Consider the following 23,564-nt stretch of genomic DNA (forward strand, 5'->3'; position numbering starts at 1 on the left):
ATTTTTTACTTTAAATTAATTTATTTAAAATTCATATTATCAATTACTTATATTAAAAATAAAAATGTTTTTGAACCTGACCTTTAATTCTAAAGTCTAATCCAGTATTGTAAGATCAATTTGAATCCTTTAGTCAGTTGTTCAAGAAAAGTTAGAAAAACACGCGCCATTTTCGGACAGTTATTGAACGTTATTGAACAATCTATTTTTTTGTGACATATTGGAAACCTAACATTATAAAATTGATTCCTGTTTTTCCGAAAATTTCAACATTTCAAAACCCCATCCAAATCTTCTTAAAAACTGCCATTTAAAAGATTTGTATAAATATGTTTAAGAAATGAAGATTGATACTTTTTAAATTTTGGATTGATTGCTGTTTAGCAAAAAAATATGGACTAGGTTTTGTAAAAATTTGGTTCGGGATTACAAATTAAAACCATTCAAACAAATTCTTTACTGAATTTTGCTGAATGTATAGTTTATCCATACACCTAACCTCAAGCCTACAAGAATGAAACCTTCTATCCTAGCAGCTATTTTCCAATTTCCTGTTAACCAAGGAGATTTGGTACAAAATTTGAACATTATTTCTCAAGGTTTAAAACATCAAGAGGCAGATCTGATTGTCTTGCCTGAATTATTAACCACTGGTTATTTTTTAAACAAAGTTCAATGGGAGCGTTTTTCTGACCTAAATACCTGGGAATATTCAATAGATTTCTTTACTGAACTTGCAAAAGTCTGTAGCAGTCATTTATGTGTTACTTTGCCGAAAATGATCCATCAAAAGCTTTACAACATTGGTTATCTTATTAATGAGGATGGTATAGTAGGCGCTCAGGCAAAAATTCATATTACCGACGATGAGCGAAGGTTTTTTACCGCCAACCCAGTAAAAAGAATAGAAGCTATACAGACTGATTTTGGAAAAATTGGATATCCTGTTTTGACCTTTGGGATTCAGCCTTGTTGCGGCAGGTTAAGGCAGAGAGAGTGGATTTGATCTGTTCACCTTGTTCCTTCGGGTCTGATATGACTCCCTTTATTGGAAAAAGTAGGGCATTGGAGTTTTCTACCCCACTGGTTTTATGCAATAGAACAGGAACAGAGATATATGAAAATGAAATGGTGGAATTTGTGGGCATGAGCAGCATATGGGATGCAGATGGAAATGTACTTGCGCAAGCCCATTCAGAAGAAGTTTTCCTCTCAGCTGAACTATTACTTCCCAACAAATCAGCCCTACCATTTTGCCAGGAGTTGGCCATTGAAATGAATTGGAACTAATCAAATTGAATTAATGGAAAAGGATTTTGTTATTGAAAAGACCTCTTCAACAATGGCGCCAATAGAGCTTTTACTACTGGCGGATCCTTCAAGAGAAATGATTGAGCAATACCTTTCCAAAAGCAGTGTTTTTTTGGCCTCATCCAAGGGAAAAACCAAAGGGATAATTGTGCTATACCCTATTGAGGAATCCATACTTGAAATAAAAAATTTGGCTGTGGTTCCATCATTTCAAAAAAGGGGATTAGGGAAAAACCTTATACTGTTTGCTGAAAATTTCGCAAAAGCAAATGGATACACAAAACTCCGAATTTGTACTGGGAATACCAGTTTTCACCAATTGGCACTCTACCAAAAACTGGGCTTTCAGAAAAAAGATAAAATCCCAAATTTCTTTTTAGCGCAATATCCCGAACCGATCTTTGAAAACGGAATGCAATGTAAGGATTTGATTGTGATGGAAAAGGAATTGAAATAGCTTCATTTATAGATCAAATTTTAAACTTACCATTAATCCGTCAAACTTAGAACCAACTTTCTAAACTCAGCAAAATTATCTTTTTCCTGATTTCGACGGTTTCCATAGGAAAGGAAGTTGATTAAAGGATAAGCAGAATTTTTTTTCGATTGGTTCATGATTTTAACTTTTTGATGCATCATTATTTCAAACTCATTTCAAACTCTTTCTCTCTCAGGTTCCCTGCTATCCACTTTAAGATTAAGAAAAGAATCAAGCCATTTAGCCCAAATAAAAGTGCGTTTTGTATCAAAAAGTCAAACTTTTCTAGAAGGTCTAACTTTGACTGTACTTTAAAGAAATCATAGAGACCTGAAAACAGTCTCAAAAGACCGCCAAAGAGTAATAGGTAGGCAATGGTGTACAGTCCTTTTAACTTGCCGAAGGTAAATTGAATTTTCATGTTAGTTTATGTTTAGTTTGTTTGACAAAGGTATTGGACCATCAGCCGCCGAAAATTGACCTATGTTAAGTAAATCATTAACTTAGAATTCAAACTGAACATTAAGCACTTCATGGATAGAACTCTTTCTGAAGAAGCATATGCAAAGCACCTCAATGAAGCCAGGAAGTTGCTTTATGATTATTTGCCCTTGACGGATGAACAGTGGGAGGTCTTCAAACAAGGTTTCAAAATCAGAAAATACCACAAGGGAGATTTTATATTAAATGGAGGAGAAACGGAGCACTTTCTTTCCATTGTTATAACAGGCTGCACCAGACATTATATAATAGTCAAAGGAGAGGAAAAATCATTTGATTTCTCTTTCCAGCATGAATTTAACTGTTCTTATTCCAGTTTTATCCAACAAGAGCCTTCCAGGTTTTTTATACAAGCTTTGGAAGATTGTGTATTGGCCTCTATACATTATGATTTTTTGCAGCAACTTTACCTGCATTATCCGGGAAGCAACAAGTTTGGTAGAACTGCGGTGGAACAGTATTACATATGGAGAGAACAAAGGGAAATATCCCTGATGATAGATTCTGCCCAAGAAAGATACCTCCGGTTGATGGAAAAGTACCCGATATATTTAGAGCAAGTGCCCTTAAAGTACCTGGCATCCTATCTTAACATCAAACCTGAATCCCTGAGCAGAATAAGAAAAAAACTTTTTGAAGAGCGCTAGTTATCTTCTTAACATAGGTCAATTTCTGGCACCACATTCTGTCCCACCTTTGTAGCTGTCAAACAAACAGTTACAAAAATGAAAAAGATTACTTCTACCAAAGCGCTATTGATTATTGCATTTTTCTTTCTGGGCCATCATCTAATGGCACAAAATGAGAACAACTCTTCCAAAAAGCCCTACAAATCCCAAACCTACTTCAGTTTCGGGGCCGGGGTAAGTTTTCTCCAAGGTGTTCCCTATAACTTTTATCAGGATGGACATAGCAATGTTCAAATAGGCCTGATGAAGGAATTGCCCTTCAATAAAAGGTTTTCCTTTGTCACAGGGCTGGAATTGGAAAGATTGACTTATAATCTGGATTTCTTTCCAGTATTGGAAGAGAATAACCAAAGCTTTATTCAAGCTCCTGATGGGATAAAATACACCAGGGTATTTCAAAACAGCCTGAACCTCTCAGCCCAGGCAAGGATCTATTTTAAAGAAAACAGCAGCAAGCAGACAAGCAATATTTTTCTTCAGACAGGATTGCGAGGTGGTTATAACCTGAGCACTACATTCTCCTTTAGGGAAAATAATCAAAATCAATCCATCAACTTGTCTGAAGTGGCCAGTCCCTTCAACCTTCAGGCAGAACTGATGCTAGGCTTTAAGGGGAATTACTTCAAGAAACTGGAGATTCTCAATGCCTCTACTTTTGGATTTACCTATCAATTCAATTCACCCTTATCGGTAGGAAATGTAGAAAATGTAAGGCCTATTCATTTGACTTGGAGGTTTTTATTTTAAAAAAAGATCCGATTTATATGTTATTATAGACTATCCTTGATTAATTGTATTAATTCTGTCAAGAGGCTGTATCATATGTTAACGCTAAAAAATAACCCTACATTTTATTTGTCATATAATCTAATAAAATCTCGTGTTTTGAAGTCTCCTTAGTATTTTTAGCCACTGAGTCACAAAGGTATTAATACCTAAATCGAATTTAGTTTGGGAATTAAATTTGAAAATCTATATTTAAGATAGCCTCTTTAAAAATGTCAATCTATTTGTTAATTTTAAGGTAAAAAAAACTCAACTCATCCTACTTTCCAATTTATTGATTTCCTTTTCTAAGTCTTCAATGTCCTTTACAAGAGATTGTCTTACATTATTGAAATCAAAAGAAGACATGCCTTTGTAAGTGTTCAAACGTATTTTTAAATTAAGATTCTCCTTTTTGAGGTAAAATATCTCTCTAAGAAAATGAATATCTACATTTTCAGATAGACGTTCATAGTTCTTTTGCAAATTGTACAGTCTTTCCTCATTCAATTGAATGCGGTGGATCAATTCATCTCTATATGGTATGTTATCTAGGATAATGACTGGACTTGGATCTGAATTTGCACTCTCTAAGCTGAAATTCCGGAACTCTGTTTTCTTAGGGTTGTTATCTTTCAGGTCTTTAACCTTCCTTTCATCAGAAGAACAAGCAATTGAACCAAGCCCAACTGTCATTATGAACAATGCTGCCAAGCTTTTCTTTAGATTCATTGTTTTGTAATTATACGACAAAGGTAAGCCATAATTTTTCTTTGCCAGATAAAATTCAATCCCAAAAAATTAAAAGTTATTGACACTTGAGTACTTAAAATGTTAATTCGGGATTTTAAGTTCAATTTTTAGCAACTTCCAAGATGCCGAGTGCAAACTTTAACATCAAATCTTGAAAAAATAATGAATACTGTGCCTGTGCATGATCGGATTGGGCTGTCACCAATTGCTGGTTTGCTTGTGATAAATCCACAAAATTGCTTACTCCCAATCTGAACCGTTCTGAAATTACAGTTTGGGCTTCAACGGCTGCTTCCAATTGAAGACGCGTAGCTTCTTCTCTTCTTATTGCTCCTTTAAAATTCTCAAAGGCGAGCTTTACCTCTTGGGATATCCTCCTCTCTAAAGCAGATTTATCCAGTTGCTGGTTTTGAAATTCAACCCTGGCCCTGACTACCGCTGCTCTGTTATCAAAATTATTAAAAATGGGAACAGTTAAACTGAACCCAAAAGAGCGTTGAGGAAAGATGGTGAAAAACTGGTTTCTGAAAGTCCTGTCGTCTAAGGTTGTGAAAAACGTGCTGTAATTAAAAAAAGCATTCAATTGTGGCATATAAGCCGATTTGGCTGAAGCCAAAAGGTTTTTGTTGGCACGCTCAAGATACATTTGCTGCCCATAGTCTTTTCTTTGCTCCAAAGCCACATCATATAACTCATTCAAAGGCATATTTAACCACTCGCTTTCAAATTTTTCCAAAGCCACTTGCTCTGGCAGAGGTAAAATATTGGGACCTAATTGCAATGTCTCCGCCAATTCCCACAAGTCTGATTCCCATTGTATTTTAGCATCAATTGCCACTGTTTCCAACCTGGCCACTTCTGAACGTTGGTTGTACAGATCAGAAAGAGTCCTCAGTCCTGCTTCTACAAAACCTTCTATCTGTTCCAACTGCTTTTTCTGATTATCAAGGTTTTCCACAGCAATATTGTACAATTCCTCATCCAAAAGAACCTGAAGGTATTGTTGGGCAATGTTGAACATGACTTCCTGTCTGGCTCTTTCTAATCCAAACTTTCCTGCATCTTCCCAGTCTTTACCAGCCCTGGTTTCGCTCGTTCTTCTTAAACCATTAAAAATGGGCATATTGGCATTGATTCTGCCAGAAACGATGTTATTAATTTCATTGGTCACAATCAACTCTCCCTCTACTTGCTGGAATTGTTGACCAATCTGCCGGAAGTTATCATTGGTGAGGTTTAGCCTGGGTAAATGGTTTAATTGAGCATTTAGTCTTTCTACTTTCAAAACCTCCTGTTGGTTCAATAATTTCAAATAATCAATATTCTGGGATAAACCCATCTGGACGGCTTCCTGAAAGGACATGGGAATAGTGTCCTGAGCAAATGATTTTCCACTGATAGTGATTACAAAGGCAAAAGCAGCAATTGATTTATATAGGTATTTCATAAAGCTAAGTCCTTATCAATTTTTCCGTCCAACATTTCTATCAATCTACTACCATAATCGGCATTTTCTCTGGCGTGAGTGGCCTGAATGATGGTAGTTCCTTCTTTGTTCAATTCTTTAAACACCTCCATGATTTCTTTTGCCTGAGATGAGTGGAGATTGCCGGTAGGTTCATCCGCCAATAGTACCCTCGGATTGCCTGCTATTGCCCTCGCTATTCCAACCACTTGCTGTTGACCACCAGACAGTTGTTCGGGAAAAAGATCCTTTTTGGCAACCATTTTAAACCTATCTAAAAGTTCTGCTATAATGCTTTTCCTTTGAGAAGAAGGTATATTTCTGTATAAAAGCGGTGTTTCTATGTTTTCATATACCGTAAGCTCATCTATGAGGTGATAGGCCTGAAAAATATATCCGAATTCGGATTTATGAAGGGCAGATTTCTGCTTTTCCTTCATGGCATGGATAGATTTTCCTTCAAAATCATACATGCCCTCATAATCCTCATCCAAGAGTCCTATGATATTGAGCAATGTGGATTTACCTACTCCCGAAGGTCCCATTAGGGTTACAAACTCCCCTTGCTCAATTTTCAGGTCAATTCCTTTGAGAATGAATGTCCGCTGAAAACGGGACTCTATGTATTTATCGATATTGGAAAGTGATATCATTTTAGATTTTAGATTTTAGAATCAATTGTACTTGTAAAGAACTGATGATAGCATAAAGCATTTTATACTTTTTTTGGAGATAAGATTCCTAAATTTATGCCATAAAAAAAGACCCTAATCTAGCGATTAAGGCCTTTTTTGATCCTAAGCAACTGATTTTTGGCGAACATCTTTGTCCGCTAGCGGACAAAAAAACGGGCTAGGAAAGAAAGCACTTAAAACCTGGCTTAGGATACTTCATTCACTTTTTAGGGAATCAATTGGATTTGAAATGGCTGCCCTAAATGATTGCAACCCCATTACCGTCCATGAAACTAATAAGACAACTATAGCGGAAATGATAAACACACCCCAGCCCAATTCAATCCTGTACTGATAATTCTTCAACCATTTACTCATTCCCCACCAAGCCAATGGTGCTCCAATAAAAAAGGAAATCAAGACCAACTTGGTAAACTCCATTGACAAAAGTAAAACCAATGAATTGACTGAAGCGCCTAGGGCCTTCCTGATCCCTATCTCTTTCCTGCGCTGCTCTGCAGTGAAAGCTGTCAAGGCAAACAAGCCCATACAAGCAATAAAAATCGCAAAACCGGTAAAAGAAGCAAAAACCTTCCCTATCCTTGTCTCCGAAGCATACATGGAGGAGAAACGCTCATCAAGGAATTCATAAGTGAAAGGTTGTCCTGGAGCCAGTTCTTTCCATTTAGATTCAAGCAATTGCAATACTTCCTGCGCATCTTGTGTCTTAAATTTAAAAGAAGCAATCCCAGAAGGATTGGGGTCTACATACATCAATACCGCTCCAATATTTTCTTTAAAAGATTCAAAGTGAAAATTTTCAACTACCCCAACGACTGTTTTGACTTCCAAATCTTCCGTATTCAAACCGGTCACATTATTTCCTGAAAATGTGGTGATTTTCTGCCCGATTGGGTCTCCTTCGAAGTTAAAATTATTTAAGGCTGATTCGTTGATTATAACAGCAGAAGAGTCAGAAGGAAACTCCAATGAAAAATCCCTTCCTTGGACCATTTTCATTCCCAAGGTCTTTATATAATCAAAATCGACTTTCCAGTTTTGAATAGAAACCATATTCTCTTGGTCCTGTATATCTCTGCCCATTACCCACCAAGGATTGTCAGATCTGTTTGTCCCTGAAACGGGTAAAAATCCACTTAAGGTTCCCATTTCAATCAGAGAACTTCTCAATATCTCTTGCTTGAAGGTTTGTTTTTGTTCACCTAAAGCATAGAGATCATGGACCATGATAACCTGATCCTTACTGAAACCAAGATTTTTGTTCTGAATAAATCTCATCTGGGAAAATAATACTATAGTACTAAAAATCAATATGATAGAAATAGAAAACTGGAAAACCACCAAGGAACTCCTGACTGTCACGCTTTTCATTCCATTAGAAATGTCTCCTTTCAAAACTTTGACAGGTTTAAAACCGGAAAGAAAAATTGAAGGATAGATACCTGCTATAAACCCGACCAAAATGGAGCCTATTAATAAACTGGCGTAAAAACCAATGGATTCAACAGGTAAAACTAAATTTCTCGCAGCAAGATCATTAAAGAAGGGCAGCAAAAAGGAAGCGATAAAGACCGCCAATACAAAAGAAATTAAACTCATCAAAAATGTTTCGGTCATGAACTGGAAAACCAAATCGGCCCTATCCGATCCCATACTTTTTCGGATTCCCACCTCTTTTGCTCGGCTGGAAGATTTTGCTGTGGCAAGATTCATAAAATTGATACAGGCAATCAATAAGATAAATATTGCAATAGCAACAAACAAATACACATAGGTAATGGAAAAATTGGCCTTAAACTCTCCTAACAAATCACTATGTAAATGAATATCCAACAAAGGTTGCAGGGCATACTCTACCCTATTTCCACTTTCTCTGAATTTTTCTAGGGTAAAATCCTCCCCCATTACCTGCTTGAGTAATGGAGTCAAATGCTTATCCGCCATCGCTGCAATCTTTTGATTCATTTCCTGTTGGTCAGCATTGGGGCGTACCAGTATATAGGTCTGGAAATTATTGCCCAGCCATTGTGGGGATTTTGCTTCGGGGAGTCCTTCTGCTGCCAGTAATACATGGAAATCGAAATGGCTGTTTTCCGGTATATCTTCATATACAGCTGTGACTTTGTAATCAGTGCTATTGTCAAGAACCAGACTTTGTCCTACGGCATTTTCTCCTTTAAAAAACTTATCCGCCATACTCTGACTGATCAACATAGTATTTGGTTCATCCAATGCCCCCCTTTTATTGCCCTGTACTAAAGGAATATCAAACACCTCCAAAAAGTCTTTTCCTGCAAATATCACCTTATTTTCTTTGATATTATCCTCATACCTTTTGATCAAAAAAGAACCCTGATTTCGGAAATGAACTGAAGCCTCTACTTCTGGTATCTCTTCTACCAAAGCCTCTGCCATGGGTGCAGGAGCAAAAGTCATGTTCAAAACATTGCCACCAAAGACAATATCAGATGTCACCCGATAAATCCGCTCCGAATTCAGGAAATGCCTGTCATAACTCAACTCATTCCGGACAAAAAGAGCAATGATCAGACATAAGGCAATACCTAAGGACAAACCCAGAATATTGATGATAGATATACTCTTGGTCTTCCAAAAGTTTCTCATTGCGATTTTAAGGATATTTTTTAGCATGGGGTTGGGGTTTAGTTGGGTTTGAAGGGTTTTGGTATTTGCATAATCCGCCAAAGCGGACAAGATGTACCTTGTACCAAGTACCTTGAGATGGACCTCGGTCCAGTATTATACCTATTGATTTTATTTGACATTTTCTTTCAAGCTTTTTGTTCCACCTCCAAATAATCAAGAAATGATCCTTAGGTCTTGAACAGACCAAATACATGGTACATCGTACTAGGTACTTGGTACTTTGTACTTTGTACATCGTACTTGGTACATAATTTCACTACTCGCTCTTCAAGACCTTAGCTGGATTGGTGTTGGCAACCCCAAGAGAATGAAAACCGACAACAAGTAAGGCTAATAAAAGGACACCAATTCCAACTGCCATAAATAATAAATAAGGCATTTCAATACGATAGGCATATTGCTGAAGCCAGATATTACTCAGATAATATGCGGGATATGCTGCCAAGGCAAAGGATATCAGTACCAGCCAAACATACTGTTTGCTGACCAAAGCGATGATTTCAACAATTCCGGCACCCAACACTTTTCGGATACTGACTTCCTTGGTTCTTTGTGCTATGGTAAAGGAAGACAGGCCAAACAGCCCCAAGATGGAAATAATAATCGCAGCAGCTCCTGCAAAGCCCAAAACACCTTGGATCTTTCGGTCATCTTCATAAAAACCTTCCAGTACCTCATCGATAAAATTAAATCCGGAAGCTTCATATGGAAATACTTCCTCAACAATGGCTTCCAATCGTTGCTTGGCATAGGCAAGGTTCTGCTGCTTAGAAATTTTTGCTGTGAGCAGGTAATAATAGTCAGGTCTGTAGACCAAAACCATGGGCATGATTTCCTCTTTGAGGTTTCGGGCATTGAAATTCTCCACCACACCGATGATTATATTCGGCTCCCCACCAAAGCGAATGGTTTGTCCCAAGACCTCGGAAGGTTCCGGTGATCCCATGGCTTTGAGAAAATTCCTGTTGACTAATATTTCATTGGCCACATGATGTGATTTTCTGCCTGCCAGCATAGGAATTCCATTTACAGACACAAATGCCGAATCCACATTCATCACATGTACATTGAGTTGTTGTTCAAGGGAATCCACCATAACATAAGCATCTGAAGTCCAAATGCTGTTAGATGACACCAAATTATTGCTTAGACTCACTCCTTCCACAAAACGCTCATTTCTGATCCTTTCTGCCAGTAATTCCCTTTTGGACCTTTCTCCCATAAAGGGAAGGTTGGTATAAAGCACAGCTTCTTTTTCAAATCCCAAAGGCTGCGAATGGATATGTTTCAACTGACTGTTCAGCACCATCACCATAATGATGAAAGCAATGGAGGCTGAAAACTGTAAAACACTCAGGTTTTTCCTTAGAAAAACACCCAAGGAAAATCCCCTTTGTGCAATAACCTCCCCTTTTAGGGCCCGTTGCGGCTGATACTTGGAGAGGAAGAAAGCGGGATATAAACCAGAAAGTAAAGTCAACAGTAGAGCATTCATGGCTAAAAAACCAATGCTCAAAACACTTATTCCGGAAAACTTAAAATTGGCAGGAAGGTATTCTTTGAAATAAATTTGAATCAGATCAGATAGAAATACCGCAAAAACAGTAGAAATGAGAACAAAAAGGAAGGTTTCAGTCAGAAACTGAAGCAGCAACTGGCCTCTATCTGAACCTAAAGTCTTTCTGATCCCTACTTCCTTGGCCCTATTGATGGCCAAAGCGGTTTCTAAATTGATAAAATTAAGGCAGGCCAAAAGAAGAATAATGATCCCGATATAGATCAGTCCATTCAACAAAGTTTTTGAAACCGTCGTATCATCATAGTTTTCACTGAAATGGAGCTCGGAAAGTGGTTCACTGATAAACTTTGTTTGACTATCCTCCTCATTAAGATATTTTTTTGCCAACAAGCTAAGGCCTTCATCCAAATCGGAATTACTAGAATTTTTGGAGATTTTTACAAACAACTGGCTGGCAGTATTGAGATTGGACCAACTGTGCAGGCCATACCAATCTTCTTTTTCTTTTTTGGTGATGGTGCTGAAGGAAATAAAGTCGGTAAAGAAAAAATCTGTGTTTTCTGAATAATCCATAATCACACCTTGAACTTGCGCATATATGGAATCAGCAGCATCAACCCAAAGAATTTCTTTTCCCAAGACATCGTCGGCATTGGATCCAGGAAAATATTTTTTGAGGCTGGCTTCAGAAATCACTGCAGAATAGGGCTCAAGCAATGCCCTTTCCGGATTTCCTGAGAGCCATTCTCGTTGGAATATTTCAAAAAATCCAGGATCAGAAAAGGCTACTTTGTTACTTCTTCCAATCACCTTGTTTTGCTCGGGTATGACCACCATTGTCTCATAAAGGGTGTACAATCTTCCTTTATTTTCAATTAAGGATATTTCTTCATCAATCACCTCTCCTAGAGGTCCATTGGTGGCAGAAGATTGAAAGAGATTCCCCGGTTCCCATTCGGTCACGGTATTGATCCTGAAAATCCTTTCACTGTCCGTATGAAACTTATCAAAACTGTAAGCATGCCAGACCACATTAAAAATCAACAAACAGATTGCAATACCCAATGAAAGTCCAAGTATATGAACCAATGAACGGAGCTTGTTCCGCTTGATATTCCTAAGGGCGATGATGAGGTAGTTTTTCAGCATGGCTCAACAAATTATTTCCTAAATTAACTTGACACCTTGAGCTTGCCAATTCCCGTACCATTGAAAATCAGCATTAAATCAAGAAATAGCCACTTTGGCTCCATTAAAAAGATGATTAGGCGAACAAATTTGACCGTCAACGGACGATATTTAATAAATGCTGAAAACATATTATCACAGGATTCAAGGCTATTAAAAGCAAAGTTTGGCTTATCCCTAGGGTTTCTTGGGTAGTTGAATTTCCTCCATTTAGTAATTATTTTTTTAAAGTCATCGATTTTCAAGCGTGAAATATTCTAATAATCTGACTAAAATTATCATCTTAAACAGATTTTCAAAGTAATATTTTCCATATCCCATGTAAAATTTCTATTTTATAATTTACCCTGTGAATAATGAAATTGAAAAAAGGAAATTGGATTACCCTCGGTAAATATATTTCGGGATTGATAGGATTGGTTTTAATACTGATGTTGATTCTACCTCAGTTGTTTAAAGAAAGGATCAATTGGATGGTACAGAATTACCTCAATCAACAAATCACAACCAATCTTTCTTTCAGTGATATTTACCTGACTTTTTTTAAACAATTCCCTTCTTTAACAGTCAGTCTGGACAATATTGAAATAGAAGGTGCAAATGATTTTAAGGAAGTCCCATTTTTATCTGCAGAGGAGCTATCCTTAGTCATCAATGTATTTTCGCTGTTCAAACCGGCCATTGAAATCAAATCCGTTTACTTGGGTACCGCCAATATCAATATATTGAGGGATTTAGACGGCAATAGTAATTTTGAGATTTTTGAAACAGTTGATGATGTTACAGAATCCGAAACTTCAGAAAATAAACTCGCGATAGACATTCAGAAGATCCGTATCACAGACAGCAATTTTTTGTAAAAGGATACAGATTTGGACTTTATATGCCTTGCTGAAAGGATGAACTACCATGGAAATGGTAAATTTTCCGGAAAAATACTTAGCCTAAACAGCGATATTAAAATCACTCATTTTGACATCATTTATGAGGGTCTTGCTGTATATGTAGAAGATTTTCTTTTCTATACTCCCCGTGAAGCTCCAAAGGTGGACAGTCTTGGAAGGGTTCAAGGGGTGGTGATGTTACCACAGAATATCATGTTCCAGCTCAATGCAGATGTCAAAGAAGTGCATTATAATTCTTTACTACTGAAAAATTTAGAGGGTAGCATAAAAGTGGAAAATGCTGCACTTTGGATGGAGAATTCGGGGTTTGACCTAGTAGGTGCAAGATTTGACATGGAAGGAAATTACCAACCTCAATCCCCTTTTCGAGCCAACTTTGAATATGATTTGAAAGGTAGGGGTTTTGATATCCAAAAAGCTTTCAGAGAAATCAAGCTCTTCAGGGAATTGGTTCCTGCTGCATCATATATGGAGGGAGTTGCTTCCTTGGACTATAAGTTGTCAGGAAGCTTTAATGCCAATATGGAGCCGATTCTTCCATCCATAAAAGGTGAAGGAATATTGGGACTTGAGGATGTACGATTAAGGGGTTTTCGGTTGATGAACAGTATCGCCGCAAGAACCGAAAACAATGAACTTCAAGATCCCAATCTAAAGCAGGTTAGCATAAAAAGCAGTATTGCCAATAACCTCATCACCGTTGAAAGGACCAGAATGAGAATTGCCGGATTTCGGCCAAGGTTTGAGGGCCAGGTCAGTTTGGATGGAGATTTAAGTATTGCCTTCCGACTTGGGTTGCCTCCTTTTGGAATTTTTGGAATCCCCATAAAAATCACAGGGAATGCAGCTGATTTCGAAATGGAGATCGGTAAGATAACTGAGGAGGATGAATTGGAGGAAATAGAAGAAGAATTAAAGGAAGAAGATAAAGTAGATGAAGAAAACAACTTTGGTTTGCGGTATTGATCCCATAATTTTCCACTGGGAGTCTTATGATTTTACCATCAGCTGAAACCCCAAATAATGCAAAGGCGAAAAAGAAAACAGCGACTAATACTGTAAATAAAGGATGGTTTATTTCTACCTATTAATCCTCTCACTTAACTAATGTTAATAATGATTTAACTTGCATGAGTTCTAAGCATAGATTAACTTGTAGGTGAAAGTTTAATTCTAAATCAATTTCGTTAAATCCAAAACACTTCAATTGAATTTCAAAAATTACTGACATGAAAAAAGTTGTCCTTTTAGTATTATTGGCGTGTATAGCTGATATAGTTGAAGCGCAATCTTGCGACCATTATTTGTTCCTCCAAGATGGAAAAACTATAGAAATGACGGTATACAATAGAAGAGGTAAAGCCACTGGTGTCAATACCTACACGGTCAATGAGGTTAGGAGTAGCGGAGGAAAGCGAACAGGAAATATTACTATGGTTATGGCAGATAATAAGGGCAGGGAATCAGCTGCTGTCACCACGCAATTCACTTGTGACGGTGGCACCTATACCATTGATATGGCCAGTTTTATTCCTGCTGGCCAATTAGAGCAAATGAAAGATTTGGAGTCTACGGGTGATTTTACACTTAGCTATCCGTCCAGTATGAAACCTGGAGATACCCTTGATGATGGAGAAATGACCATGGAGGCTGTTACCAGTGGCATTAGGGCGGAGATTCAGATGAACATAACCGATAGAAAGGTTGTGGATAAAGAAACAATCACTACCTCTGCCGGAAGCTGGGAATGCATGAAAATCACAAGCAATATGAATATGCGAGTGAGGATGGCTGGAATAGGTATTCCTGTCAATATAGAATCTACAGAGTGGTTTGCACCGGGTGTTGGTATTGTACAGAGTGAAAGCAAGCATGGAAAAACAGCCATTACAGCTATTCGTTAAATAGGGCTTGCTGAAAAAGTCTCAGGTATGCCAGCTTCAAAGCGGGCGAATGAAGATGTATGCTTATACTTCGAATGAGCCCAATGAAGAACCTGTCAAGTCGACAGGCATGGATAGTATGCCTGAGTCTAGCCTGAAAATTTCGAATTTTGAAATTTTCAAGTGCACGCCAATCAAACCAGATCATTTAATAAGTTTGCGTCTGCTTTAAAAGACAAGGCTTAATAAATGGGGTATTCATCAAAATTTAAAAAAATTATTCTCCAATTGGCGTTTTTCAGCACGCCCTAAATAATAGTTGAAAACAAAAAGGTAGTTAAATAAAATACTGTTGTATTGAATTTGAAATTCTTTGTTATTTAAGATCGCTTTTGCTTGGGTATTTCAACTATTCTTCAATTGGAAATCGGCTTTAAACTTTACTATTTATTGCTTATCTTCTTATTGTGATTCCCCTCTCTCATTCGCTTCTTAGCCCCTTCACAGTATTCTTGTAGGCTGCCATCAAGGACTGTAAACCTACCATCAAAAAAGTGACCAATAGCGCCCCAAATACCACTGCAGCCATTGATATAGGCGTTGGCTCTGAACGGTAAGCAAAATTCTGCAGCCATTCCTTGCCGAAGTACCATGCCGCAGGAGCTGCCAAAACTGATGCAATCATCACCAACAACATAAATTCCTTGGAAAGAGAATAGACTATTTGGGGAACCCCAGCCCCCAATACTCTTCTAATACTCATTTCCTTGGCCCTGGATGCTATCATAAAGGAAACCAATCCCAGCAATCCAATCAGAGAAATAAGCAGTGTAAGCCCAGCAAAAAGCCTGAACATTTTAGCCATGCGGACTTCTGCCTGATACAACCTTTCAAAGTCCTCATTCAGGAAAAAGTATTTCAAGTCAATTCCAGCAAAATCAGTGATCCATTTTTGATTCAGGTTATCTAAAATGGCTGTGGTTTGACTCGGCTCAAAACGAACGGACAACCAATAAGAGTAATCAGGCGCCCAATCCATGGCAATCCCATGGATGGACTGCTGTAGTCCCAGTTGGTGATAATTCCGCACGACTCCTATGACTGTTCCCTGTGGAGTGGTGGAAGGTGAAACGATTTTCTGACCCAAAGCTTCTTCAGGACTCTCCCATCCAAACTGTCTGACTGCCCTTTCGTTCAACACAAGGCCTTCGATACGGTCCGTTTCTCTTTCTGGATCGAAAAATCTTCCTGCCACCAAGTCTAAGTTAAGGGTATTCAGGTAATCTTCGTCTACAGCCAAGTATTCTACCGAAACAGGGTTTTCAGCTTCTCTACCATCAGGATAGGCAATCTGCCCTATCCATCCCGGTCTGCCGGGAATGCCATTGCTATAAGTCACACTTTGGATACCGGAAATATTTCCAAGTTCATTCTTAAGGCTTTCAATTCGGTTTTTTTGGAGCTTTGATGCATTGATTACCAAAATTTCATCCTTCGCAAAGCCCAGTTCTTTCTGCTGCATAAAGTCCAGCTGATTAAGTACCACCAAGGTACCCAAAGCAAGTGAAACAGAAATAAAGAACTGAAATATTACCAAAGCCTTTCTAAGGTTAAGACCTGCACCGCCCGGGTTGAATTTGCCTTTCAGGATCTTGACAGGCTGAAGACCGGAAAGGTACAATGATGGATAATATCCTGCAAAAAGACTGATCAAAATAAGCAAAGCCAATATTCCCAAAATAATTTCAGGCTTCCATAGACTGTCCAATATGTAAGTTTTATTGACTAATTCATTAAAAAGAGGCATCATCATACTGGCTAGGAATACGGCAATCAAAAGCCCCAAAAGTGTCAATACAAAAGCTTCTGTCATAAACTGTATAATCAGGGCCATCCTGGTCGAACCCACCACTTTTCTCAATCCAACCTCCTTGAAGCGATCTACAGATCGTGCGGTAGAAAGGTTGATAAAATTGATACAGGCCAGTAGAATGGTGAAAAGACAAATACCTAAAACCATATAGACACGATCAATACTTCCCAGTGTTCCAAGTGCATTGCCTGCCTCTGAACGCAAATAAATATCCTTCATGGGTTCAAATTTCAAAAAAGCTTCAGCTCCCCATGAACGCATCATATCGCCAACATGATCCATATAGACAGACTTAGCTTTTACCTTGAAGGCCTCAGCGTCAGTTCCTTCACGAAGCATGAGGTAGTTGGTCATATTGATATTTCCCCATCCAGTCATGTAATCTTCTAATTCTATAAGCCTTTCGAAGGTGGATTGGGAAAGGAGTACTTCAAATTGAATATGAGAGTTTTCAGGGGCATCTTTGACGACTGCGCCTACTTTAACTGCCATGGTATCTGCCAAGAAAAACTCTTTTCCCAAGCCGTCCTGCCCTTTAAATATCCGCCTTTCCATATTTTCAGTGATGACGGCCTGATAAGGCTGTGATAAAGCTGATGATGGGGATCCCTTAATTTGTTCAAATGAAAAAACATCAAAAAAAGACTCAGTAACATAGGCCATTCTGGGGCTGATTGTTTCCTCCCCTGTCTTGACATCTAATCTGGGCCATGTAATGGTATAGACAACATTTTCCACTTCCGGAAAATCTGACTCAAGGATTTTTCCCACCGGCCATCCATTGGTGCTATTATAACTCTCATCTCCTGATTTGGCATCTTTAAATACCGTATTTACCCGGTAAATCCTGTCTCCATTTTGATGAAATTTGTCATAGGAAAATTCATCCAATGCATAGACCAACATAAAAATCCCACCTGTCAGCCCCAAGGCCAGGCTGAGGATATTGATCACCGAAAAAGCCTTTCGCTTTATCAAATTTCTAAATGCGATTTTGAAATAGTTTTTTAACATGGTGTGTTAGGGTAAGACTTTCTTTGCTTTACTTATTATAGATTGAAAATATTCATAATTGGCTGCTTAGATGTTCCGAATTCTTTATTCAGAATCCCGAAATTTCTGTCCGAATACTTCCGAAATTCACCTTTTTACTTCCGAACTTTTTTGTCTCTTGCTTCTCGCCTCTAATTTCTCGCTTCCCTAAAAACCTTCGAGGTTCTTGAAACCTCAAAGGACGCTCCCTACTCCACCTTAAATGCATCCACCGGGTTGATCATCGCTGCACGCATAGATTGGCTGCTTACGGTCAAAGCTGCAATAAATGCCGCTATAAATCCTGCCAACACAAAAACCAACCAAGATATGGATATGCTATATGCAAAGCTATCTAACCAAGAATTCATGCCATACCAAGCGATAGGCACGGCAATTAAGAAGCCGAAAAGTACCAATTTGAGAAAATCCTTTCCTAAAAGCAGGACAATATTGCTGATACTGGCCCCCATGACTTTTCTGACGCCAATTTCCTTTGTGCGCTGCTCGGTAGCATAAGCAGAAAGACCAAATAAACCCAAAACAGAAATCAGAATGGCCAAACCTGCGAAAAACCCGAAAACCGTGCCTACCTTTTCCTCTGCCTCATACTGCTGCTCAAATCTGTCTTCAATGGTGAAAAAATTGAAAGGAAAATCGGGTTTTAAGGCAATCCATTCCTCTCTCAAATAGGCAATGGCCTCTTCTTCAAAACCTTGCTTTAGTCTCAATGCAACCGAATTGAACCGCGTATCCGGAATCATAAATACCATGGGACTGATAGGTTGGTGAAGGGATTCAAAATGAAAATCTTTGACAACTCCAATGACAAAGCCTCTACGAGGACCATAATGAAGGGCTTTTCCCAAGGCCTCCTCAACAGAAGCCCATCCTATAGCCCTAACAGCGGATTCATTTAGCAAAAAGGCCTGGGTGCTGTCAGAAGCCAGTTGAAAATCAAAGTCTCTGCCTGCCGCCATTTCAATACCGAAAGTTTCCATAAAAGTATGGCTGACATGGATGTCTGCTAATCGGATATCCATCGAAGTAAGTCCACCATTGACTTCTGCCTTGGTCTCCATGGCATCCAATAACCTTCCGGATGGTACTCTTGAACCCAAAGCCACAGCTTCAATACCAGGATGTTGCAAATATCTCAGCCTAAGATTTTCATAGTTATTTACCAACTCTTCATAAGCGGGCAATACGATAACCCTTTCTTTTTCAAAGCCCAGCTCTTTATTTTTCATATAATTGAGCTGGTGAATGACTACGAAAACAGCTACTATGAGAACAATAGAAATGGCAAATTGTCCAATTACCAAGGCAGAACGGAATTTTTCATGAATAGAACCGATTTTATACGTGCCTTTCAATACTTTGACAGGCTGGAATCCGGAAAGAAAAAATGAAGGATAACTTCCGGCAATCGCTCCCACAAATACCACTAAAAACAATAAACCTAAGAGGTACTCTGGGTGCTCCAATACATTCATATTCAGCTCCTTTCCAGTGAAATTGCCAAACACGGGCAAGACCAACCAAGCCAACAACAGGGCGAAAAAAGCTGCCATCAATGTCATCAAAATGGTCTCGCTCATGAATTGTCCTACAAGCAAATGCTTTTCAGCTCCCAAAACTTTTCTCAAACCTACTTCCAAAGCCCTTTTTGCGGATCTTGCGGTAGCCAGGTTCATGAAATTCACACAGGCTATTAGCAATATAAAAATAGCAATGGCTGTATAGATATAGACATATTCTATGCTGCTATTGGGCTCCAATTCTGAGTCCAAATTGGAATGTAAATGGATGTCTGTAATAAGCCAAGGATGAAGGGACGTCCAGGTAGCTGGCTGTGAACCATCCGTTCCAACCTGAATATGCCGATTGAGAAAATCCGGAATCTGTCTTTCAATATTGGCTATTTCTGCTCCTTCCTTGAGTAGCATATAGGTCCCAAAATTATTCGATCCGAAGTTTTTCATCATTTGTTCATAACCACCATAGAAATCAGTCACCAATTCCATGGAGGCCAAAAAGTCAGCTTTAAAATGAGAATTATCGGGGATGTCCTCCATCACTGCCCTGACCTGCATATTGGCTGAAACCTGACCGATTTTCATTTCCAATACCCTCCCCATAGGATCTGTATTACCAAAATATTTCCTGGCCATACTTTCGGATATGACCATACCATCTGGAAAATTCAAAGCAACTTCAGGATCTCCATCCACTATTTTCCACGAAAAAATATGGAAAATTCCAGGGTCAGTAAAATAGAACCGGTCTTCTTCGAAGATATTGTCATCGTCTTTCAGGACAAGATTGGTATTCATCACCCTTACCACCTCTTCTACATCTTGTTGAAAATCTGATTTCAACAATGGGCCAAAAGGAGGTGCCAAGTGACCAAGGTGCAGGTTGACTTCGCCATTTTGGTTGAAAAATGAGCGAGACATCCGGTAAATCCGCTCAGACTTCTCATGATACTTATCATAACTCAACTCATGTTGCACAAAAAGAAATATCAATATACTGGCTGCCATCCCTACAGAGAGCCCCAGAATATTGATAAACATGTAAGCTGGGTTCTTTTTTAGGTTTCTGATAAATATTTTCAAGTAGTTAGATAGCATGGCAATTTCTTTTTGATTTTAATCTATAGGGTGTTTTGAAATATGACAAGGGTCTCATTCAACTTAACCCTTATTTGGTCTTTGTTTTACTTTACATTTTTTATTTTCTATGTCTTTATTCTCGTGCTTTATACCTTATGTCTCTCCCCCTACCCTTCATTCTTCCTTCAAGTTCTTTATGGGATTCTGTATAAACACCATCGCAGTCCGATAGCCAATAGTCAGCAGGGCAATCAAGCTTACCAAGCCTATAGAAAGCAAATAAACCAATGGGGATACTGTTGATTTATAGGCAAAACCTGAGAGCCATTCTTGGCTAAACCAAAGACCAAAACCTATGGAAAGAAATGCAGATAGACTTAAAAGGACAAAGAAATCCGCCGAGAGCACTTTTAACACATCCCCGGATCCGGCACCCAATACTTTTCGGATACTGATTTCCTTGCTTCTCCTTAGGGCTACATAGGAAACCAGGCCAAAGAGCCCCATGCAGGCTATGAAGATGGCAATACCGGAAAAAAGCTGAAAGATTCGAGATATATTTTGCTCTGTTTGGTACATGTTGGCATATTCCTCATCTAGAAAACGATAAGTAAAAGGCCGGTCAGGATAAACACCTTTCCAAACCTGTTCCAATTGTGCCATCGTTTCTCTTGGATTTCCTTTGGGTAGTTTGGCCAATATCCAAGAAGCTTCCTGAGGTTGCTTAAAAATGATCAATGGCCCTACCTGATGGTGCAGGGAACTGAAGTAAAAGTCCTGTACTACCCCTTTAACATTGGATAACACCCCATTAAAGTTAACTTTCCTGCCAATGCTTTCTTCAACCGTCCACCCCAATTCCTTGAGGGTTGCTTCATTTAAAATCACATTCAATTCCCCATCGCCCTCATAGGCTGCAGTATGGTGGACATCATTTTCTGAAAAACCAGTTCCTGCAAGCAAATTCAAATTCAGGGTTTGAACAATATCAGAGTCAACCGCAAACCCGGTGATCATCAGATCCTTGTCATTGTCCCCTCCTGGTGATAAAGAATAACCGGATCGGATAAAAATCGGCAGGGCGTTGCTCAAACTCATAGATTGTGCTGTTCCGGTTCTTTCAAGTTCACTTTTGAAGGCAGGAAGTTTTTCGCCCATATTATAATGGTATTTCAAGGCTACCACATGCTCACGCTCATATCCAAGATTGATTTCCTGCATGAAATCAAGCTGGTTTTTTACAATAAATGTTGCCAGCAGTAAACTGATGGAAACAAAAAACTGAAACACCACCAGGCTTCTTCTAAGCCAGGCACCAGAAGAAAGGTTGCTGATTTTTTTACCCAAAGCTTTTAAAGGTTCCATTCCTGAAAGAATCAAAGCAGGATAAAAACCTGAGGAAAAACCAATCAATAGAACCAGCAAGAAGAGCATCAAAATTCCCAGAGGACTGATCAACAAATCAAAAATTAATGGGACTCCGGAAAATCCCTCAAAAAAACCTTTCAACAAAAAAAGAATGACTAAGCTGAAGACCAAGCCACCGAAAGACAAAATCATTGATTCAGAGATAAATTGTCCAAAAAGTTGCAGTCTATCTGCTCCCAATACCTTTCTAAGGCCGACTTCTTTGTTTCTCTCTGTAGCCTCGGCAGTTGCCAAATTCACATAATTGATGATTCCAATAAATATCAAAAGGATTGCGACCGATCCAAAGATGTAAAGATTTTTGATATCCATGGCAGGTTTGATGTCTTTTAATTGACTATAGCCCAGATGAATAGAAGTCAAGGGTTGAAACATCACTTTTACTTCAAATCCATAGCTCCTCATCTCCTCGCCAAAATATTTCTCGACCATTTGATCAAGCTTCTGGGTAAATACTTCAGGATCCGCAAAAGGGCTCAGTCGAGCATAAGAATAATAGTTGGCAGGACTCCATTGGGGGTTTTTGCCATGTCTTGTGGTGATGAATGAGGCAAGCAAATCAAAATTAAGGTGGCTATTGCTTGGAAAGTCAGCTACGATTCCTGTAATCAGGAAATCGGCTCCATCGATTTTGATGGTTTGTCCGACTGCCTCAAATGGTCTTTGAAAATACCTTGCTGCAGTAGAGGAGGTCAGTACCACCTGATTGGGTTCAGCCAGCAATTTCCCCTCTCCTCCGGCTAAAAGTTTTAAATCAAAAATCTCAAAAAAGTTCTCATCAACAAAAGCAAAATTATCCTCTTCCTGATTTCCTACTCCAGCGTCCACCAAAACAGAGGAATAGGTAAATACCAAGGTTCCCAACTCCACTTCCTCTATTTCTTCCATGACAGTAGGAACCAGAGCAGATGGTGTCATGGAAACCACCTGTTCTTCACCACCCATAGAAAAGCGTTGTACAAACCTGACCACCCGATCAGCATCTTTGTACATACTGTCATAAGTAGCCTCATGATGAATAAAAAGTGCAATGGCCAAAAAGCTTACAATCGCAACAGTAAGCCCTAGGATATTAATGCCCGCATAAAGCCTTCGCTTCATCAGGTTTCTGAATGAAACTTTGAAATAATTCTTCCACATTTTATGACATGATTCCTGAGACAAAAGATACAAGATTGGGATACCTCCCAAGTTCATCCTTTGTTTACACTTTAATCATGCCACTACAAAATGCCCTGAAAAGAGCTAAATATGGGTTATTTAAAATAAAACTGCCCGAATAGACGGACAGTTTTGACCGTCAACGGACAAAAATGGAAGAAGATTTCACTGCCATTCCTTTTTTCTCTGAATGATATGGGAGGTTTAAACTACTCCTGTCCTGAAACGATATTATGCTTGGTCTTATATGCATGAATTTTCTCAAGATATTCTTCCATTAAATCCATTACTTGAACATACTTGATTTCAAAGTCATTCATTTCGTCGGATACTTTATTGGAATCAATAGCTGCGGAGGGATTTTGAAGTGGATTGTTATAATTTTTCAAAACAGCCTCCATACCTTCCTTAATTCCGGTAACCAAAGCGTGCAGCACTCTTTCATCTTCATTTTTCGGGGTGATTTTAACAAAATATTCAAAATCCTCACGAAAAGCTTGACTATCAAAATTTAAGCGTTGAAAAGAACCCCTATTTAATTCTCCATTTTGGTGAAATTCATTACTCAAGGCTATTTGCTTCATGTAATGAAACTGAACAAGCGAATTATTATTGATAATCGCACAAGCATTG

18 protein-coding genes are annotated in these 23,564 nt (G+C 38.6%); 8 read left to right on the forward strand and 10 right to left on the reverse strand.

The window, feature by feature from the left end:
* Window positions 1-514 precede the first annotated feature (514 nt).
* The 3 genes from QZT73_RS02930 to QZT73_RS02940 are packed head-to-tail and all read left to right on the forward strand — an operon-like array spanning window position 515 to window position 1,768.
* Window positions 515-1,006 carry a carbon-nitrogen hydrolase family protein gene (locus QZT73_RS02930; RefSeq protein ID WP_291786524.1) on the forward strand — a complete coding sequence of 164 codons (492 nt, stop codon included), beginning with the start codon at window positions 515-517 and terminating at the stop codon, window positions 1,004-1,006.
* Window positions 997-1,290: a nitrilase-related carbon-nitrogen hydrolase gene (locus tag QZT73_RS02935; protein WP_291786526.1), complete on the forward strand. Its 294-nt coding sequence runs from the start codon at window positions 997-999 to the stop codon at window positions 1,288-1,290. The genes QZT73_RS02930 and QZT73_RS02935 overlap by 10 nt, the downstream gene beginning before the upstream one ends.
* 13 nt (window positions 1,291-1,303) lie before the next feature.
* Window positions 1,304-1,768 (forward strand): GNAT family N-acetyltransferase, encoded by a 465-nt coding sequence (locus QZT73_RS02940; RefSeq protein ID WP_291786528.1) that lies wholly within the window; start codon window positions 1,304-1,306, stop codon window positions 1,766-1,768.
* 181 nt (window positions 1,769-1,949) lie between these two features.
* On the opposite strand, the gene QZT73_RS02945 is transcribed toward QZT73_RS02940, so the two are convergent.
* Window positions 1,950-2,210, reverse strand: coding sequence for a hypothetical protein (locus tag QZT73_RS02945; RefSeq protein ID WP_291786530.1), 261 nt, complete (start codon window positions 2,208-2,210; stop codon window positions 1,950-1,952).
* Between the two features lie 112 nt (window positions 2,211-2,322).
* Between QZT73_RS02945 and QZT73_RS02950 the strand changes: the two genes are divergently transcribed.
* Complete coding sequence (locus tag QZT73_RS02950; protein WP_291786532.1) at window positions 2,323-2,937, forward strand: Crp/Fnr family transcriptional regulator; 615 nt, start codon at window positions 2,323-2,325, stop codon at window positions 2,935-2,937.
* A gap of 78 nt (window positions 2,938-3,015) precedes the next feature.
* Window positions 3,016-3,726 (forward strand): outer membrane beta-barrel protein, encoded by a 711-nt coding sequence (locus QZT73_RS02955; RefSeq protein ID WP_291786534.1) that lies wholly within the window; start codon window positions 3,016-3,018, stop codon window positions 3,724-3,726.
* A 288-nt stretch (window positions 3,727-4,014) separates the two neighbouring features.
* Here the strand turns inward: QZT73_RS02955 and QZT73_RS02960 are convergent, their stop codons facing one another.
* The 5 genes from QZT73_RS02960 to QZT73_RS02980 form a co-directional block, all read right to left on the reverse strand.
* Complete coding sequence (locus tag QZT73_RS02960) at window positions 4,015-4,476, reverse strand: hypothetical protein (RefSeq protein WP_291786536.1); 462 nt, start codon at window positions 4,474-4,476, stop codon at window positions 4,015-4,017.
* 121 nt (window positions 4,477-4,597) lie between these two features.
* Window positions 4,598-5,944 (reverse strand): TolC family protein, encoded by a 1,347-nt coding sequence (locus QZT73_RS02965; RefSeq protein WP_291786537.1) that lies wholly within the window; start codon window positions 5,942-5,944, stop codon window positions 4,598-4,600.
* Window positions 5,941-6,615 (reverse strand): ABC transporter ATP-binding protein, encoded by a 675-nt coding sequence (locus tag QZT73_RS02970; protein ID WP_291779797.1) that lies wholly within the window; start codon window positions 6,613-6,615, stop codon window positions 5,941-5,943. Before QZT73_RS02970 ends, QZT73_RS02965 begins: the two co-directional genes overlap by 4 nt.
* A gap of 237 nt (window positions 6,616-6,852) precedes the next feature.
* Complete coding sequence (locus tag QZT73_RS02975; protein ID WP_291786539.1) at window positions 6,853-9,309, reverse strand: ABC transporter permease; 2,457 nt, start codon at window positions 9,307-9,309, stop codon at window positions 6,853-6,855.
* A 271-nt stretch (window positions 9,310-9,580) separates the two neighbouring features.
* Entirely contained in the window at window positions 9,581-11,992 is a 2,412-nt protein-coding gene (locus tag QZT73_RS02980; RefSeq protein ID WP_291786540.1) for an ABC transporter permease, read from the reverse strand.
* Window positions 11,993-12,387: 395 nt separating this feature from the next.
* Between QZT73_RS02980 and QZT73_RS02985 the strand changes: the two genes are divergently transcribed.
* The 3 genes from QZT73_RS02985 (at window position 12,388) to QZT73_RS02995 (ending at window position 14,840) form a co-directional block, all read left to right on the forward strand.
* A complete protein-coding gene (locus tag QZT73_RS02985; protein WP_291786541.1) occupies window positions 12,388-12,891 on the forward strand; it encodes an AsmA family protein in 504 nt (167 codons plus the stop codon).
* A gap of 12 nt (window positions 12,892-12,903) precedes the next feature.
* Window positions 12,904-13,902 carry an AsmA-like C-terminal region-containing protein gene (locus QZT73_RS02990; RefSeq protein WP_291786543.1) on the forward strand — a complete coding sequence of 333 codons (999 nt, stop codon included), beginning with the start codon at window positions 12,904-12,906 and terminating at the stop codon, window positions 13,900-13,902.
* 263 nt (window positions 13,903-14,165) lie between these two features.
* Window positions 14,166-14,840 (forward strand): hypothetical protein, encoded by a 675-nt coding sequence (locus QZT73_RS02995; protein ID WP_291786544.1) that lies wholly within the window; start codon window positions 14,166-14,168, stop codon window positions 14,838-14,840.
* Window positions 14,841-15,300: 460 nt separating this feature from the next.
* Here the strand turns inward: QZT73_RS02995 and QZT73_RS03000 are convergent, their stop codons facing one another.
* The 4 genes from QZT73_RS03000 to QZT73_RS03015 form a co-directional block, all read right to left on the reverse strand.
* Window positions 15,301-17,670 carry an ABC transporter permease gene (locus QZT73_RS03000; protein WP_291786546.1) on the reverse strand — a complete coding sequence of 790 codons (2,370 nt, stop codon included), beginning with the start codon at window positions 17,668-17,670 and terminating at the stop codon, window positions 15,301-15,303.
* 263 nt (window positions 17,671-17,933) lie between these two features.
* The gene (locus QZT73_RS03005; protein WP_291786548.1) at window positions 17,934-20,360 is read right to left on the reverse strand and encodes an ABC transporter permease; all 2,427 of its coding nucleotides are present in this window, start codon (window positions 20,358-20,360) and stop codon (window positions 17,934-17,936) included.
* A 156-nt stretch (window positions 20,361-20,516) separates the two neighbouring features.
* The gene (locus QZT73_RS03010; RefSeq protein WP_291786550.1) at window positions 20,517-22,871 is read right to left on the reverse strand and encodes an ABC transporter permease; all 2,355 of its coding nucleotides are present in this window, start codon (window positions 22,869-22,871) and stop codon (window positions 20,517-20,519) included.
* 269 nt (window positions 22,872-23,140) lie between these two features.
* Window positions 23,141-23,564 (reverse strand): hypothetical protein (locus QZT73_RS03015; protein ID WP_291786552.1); only part of this gene is annotated, 424 nt, incomplete at its 5' end.

Origin of the sequence: Cecembia sp. (assembly GCF_007126775.1) — a bacterium.
In the GTDB taxonomy this organism is placed as follows: Bacteria; Bacteroidota; Bacteroidia; order Cytophagales; family Cyclobacteriaceae; genus Cecembia.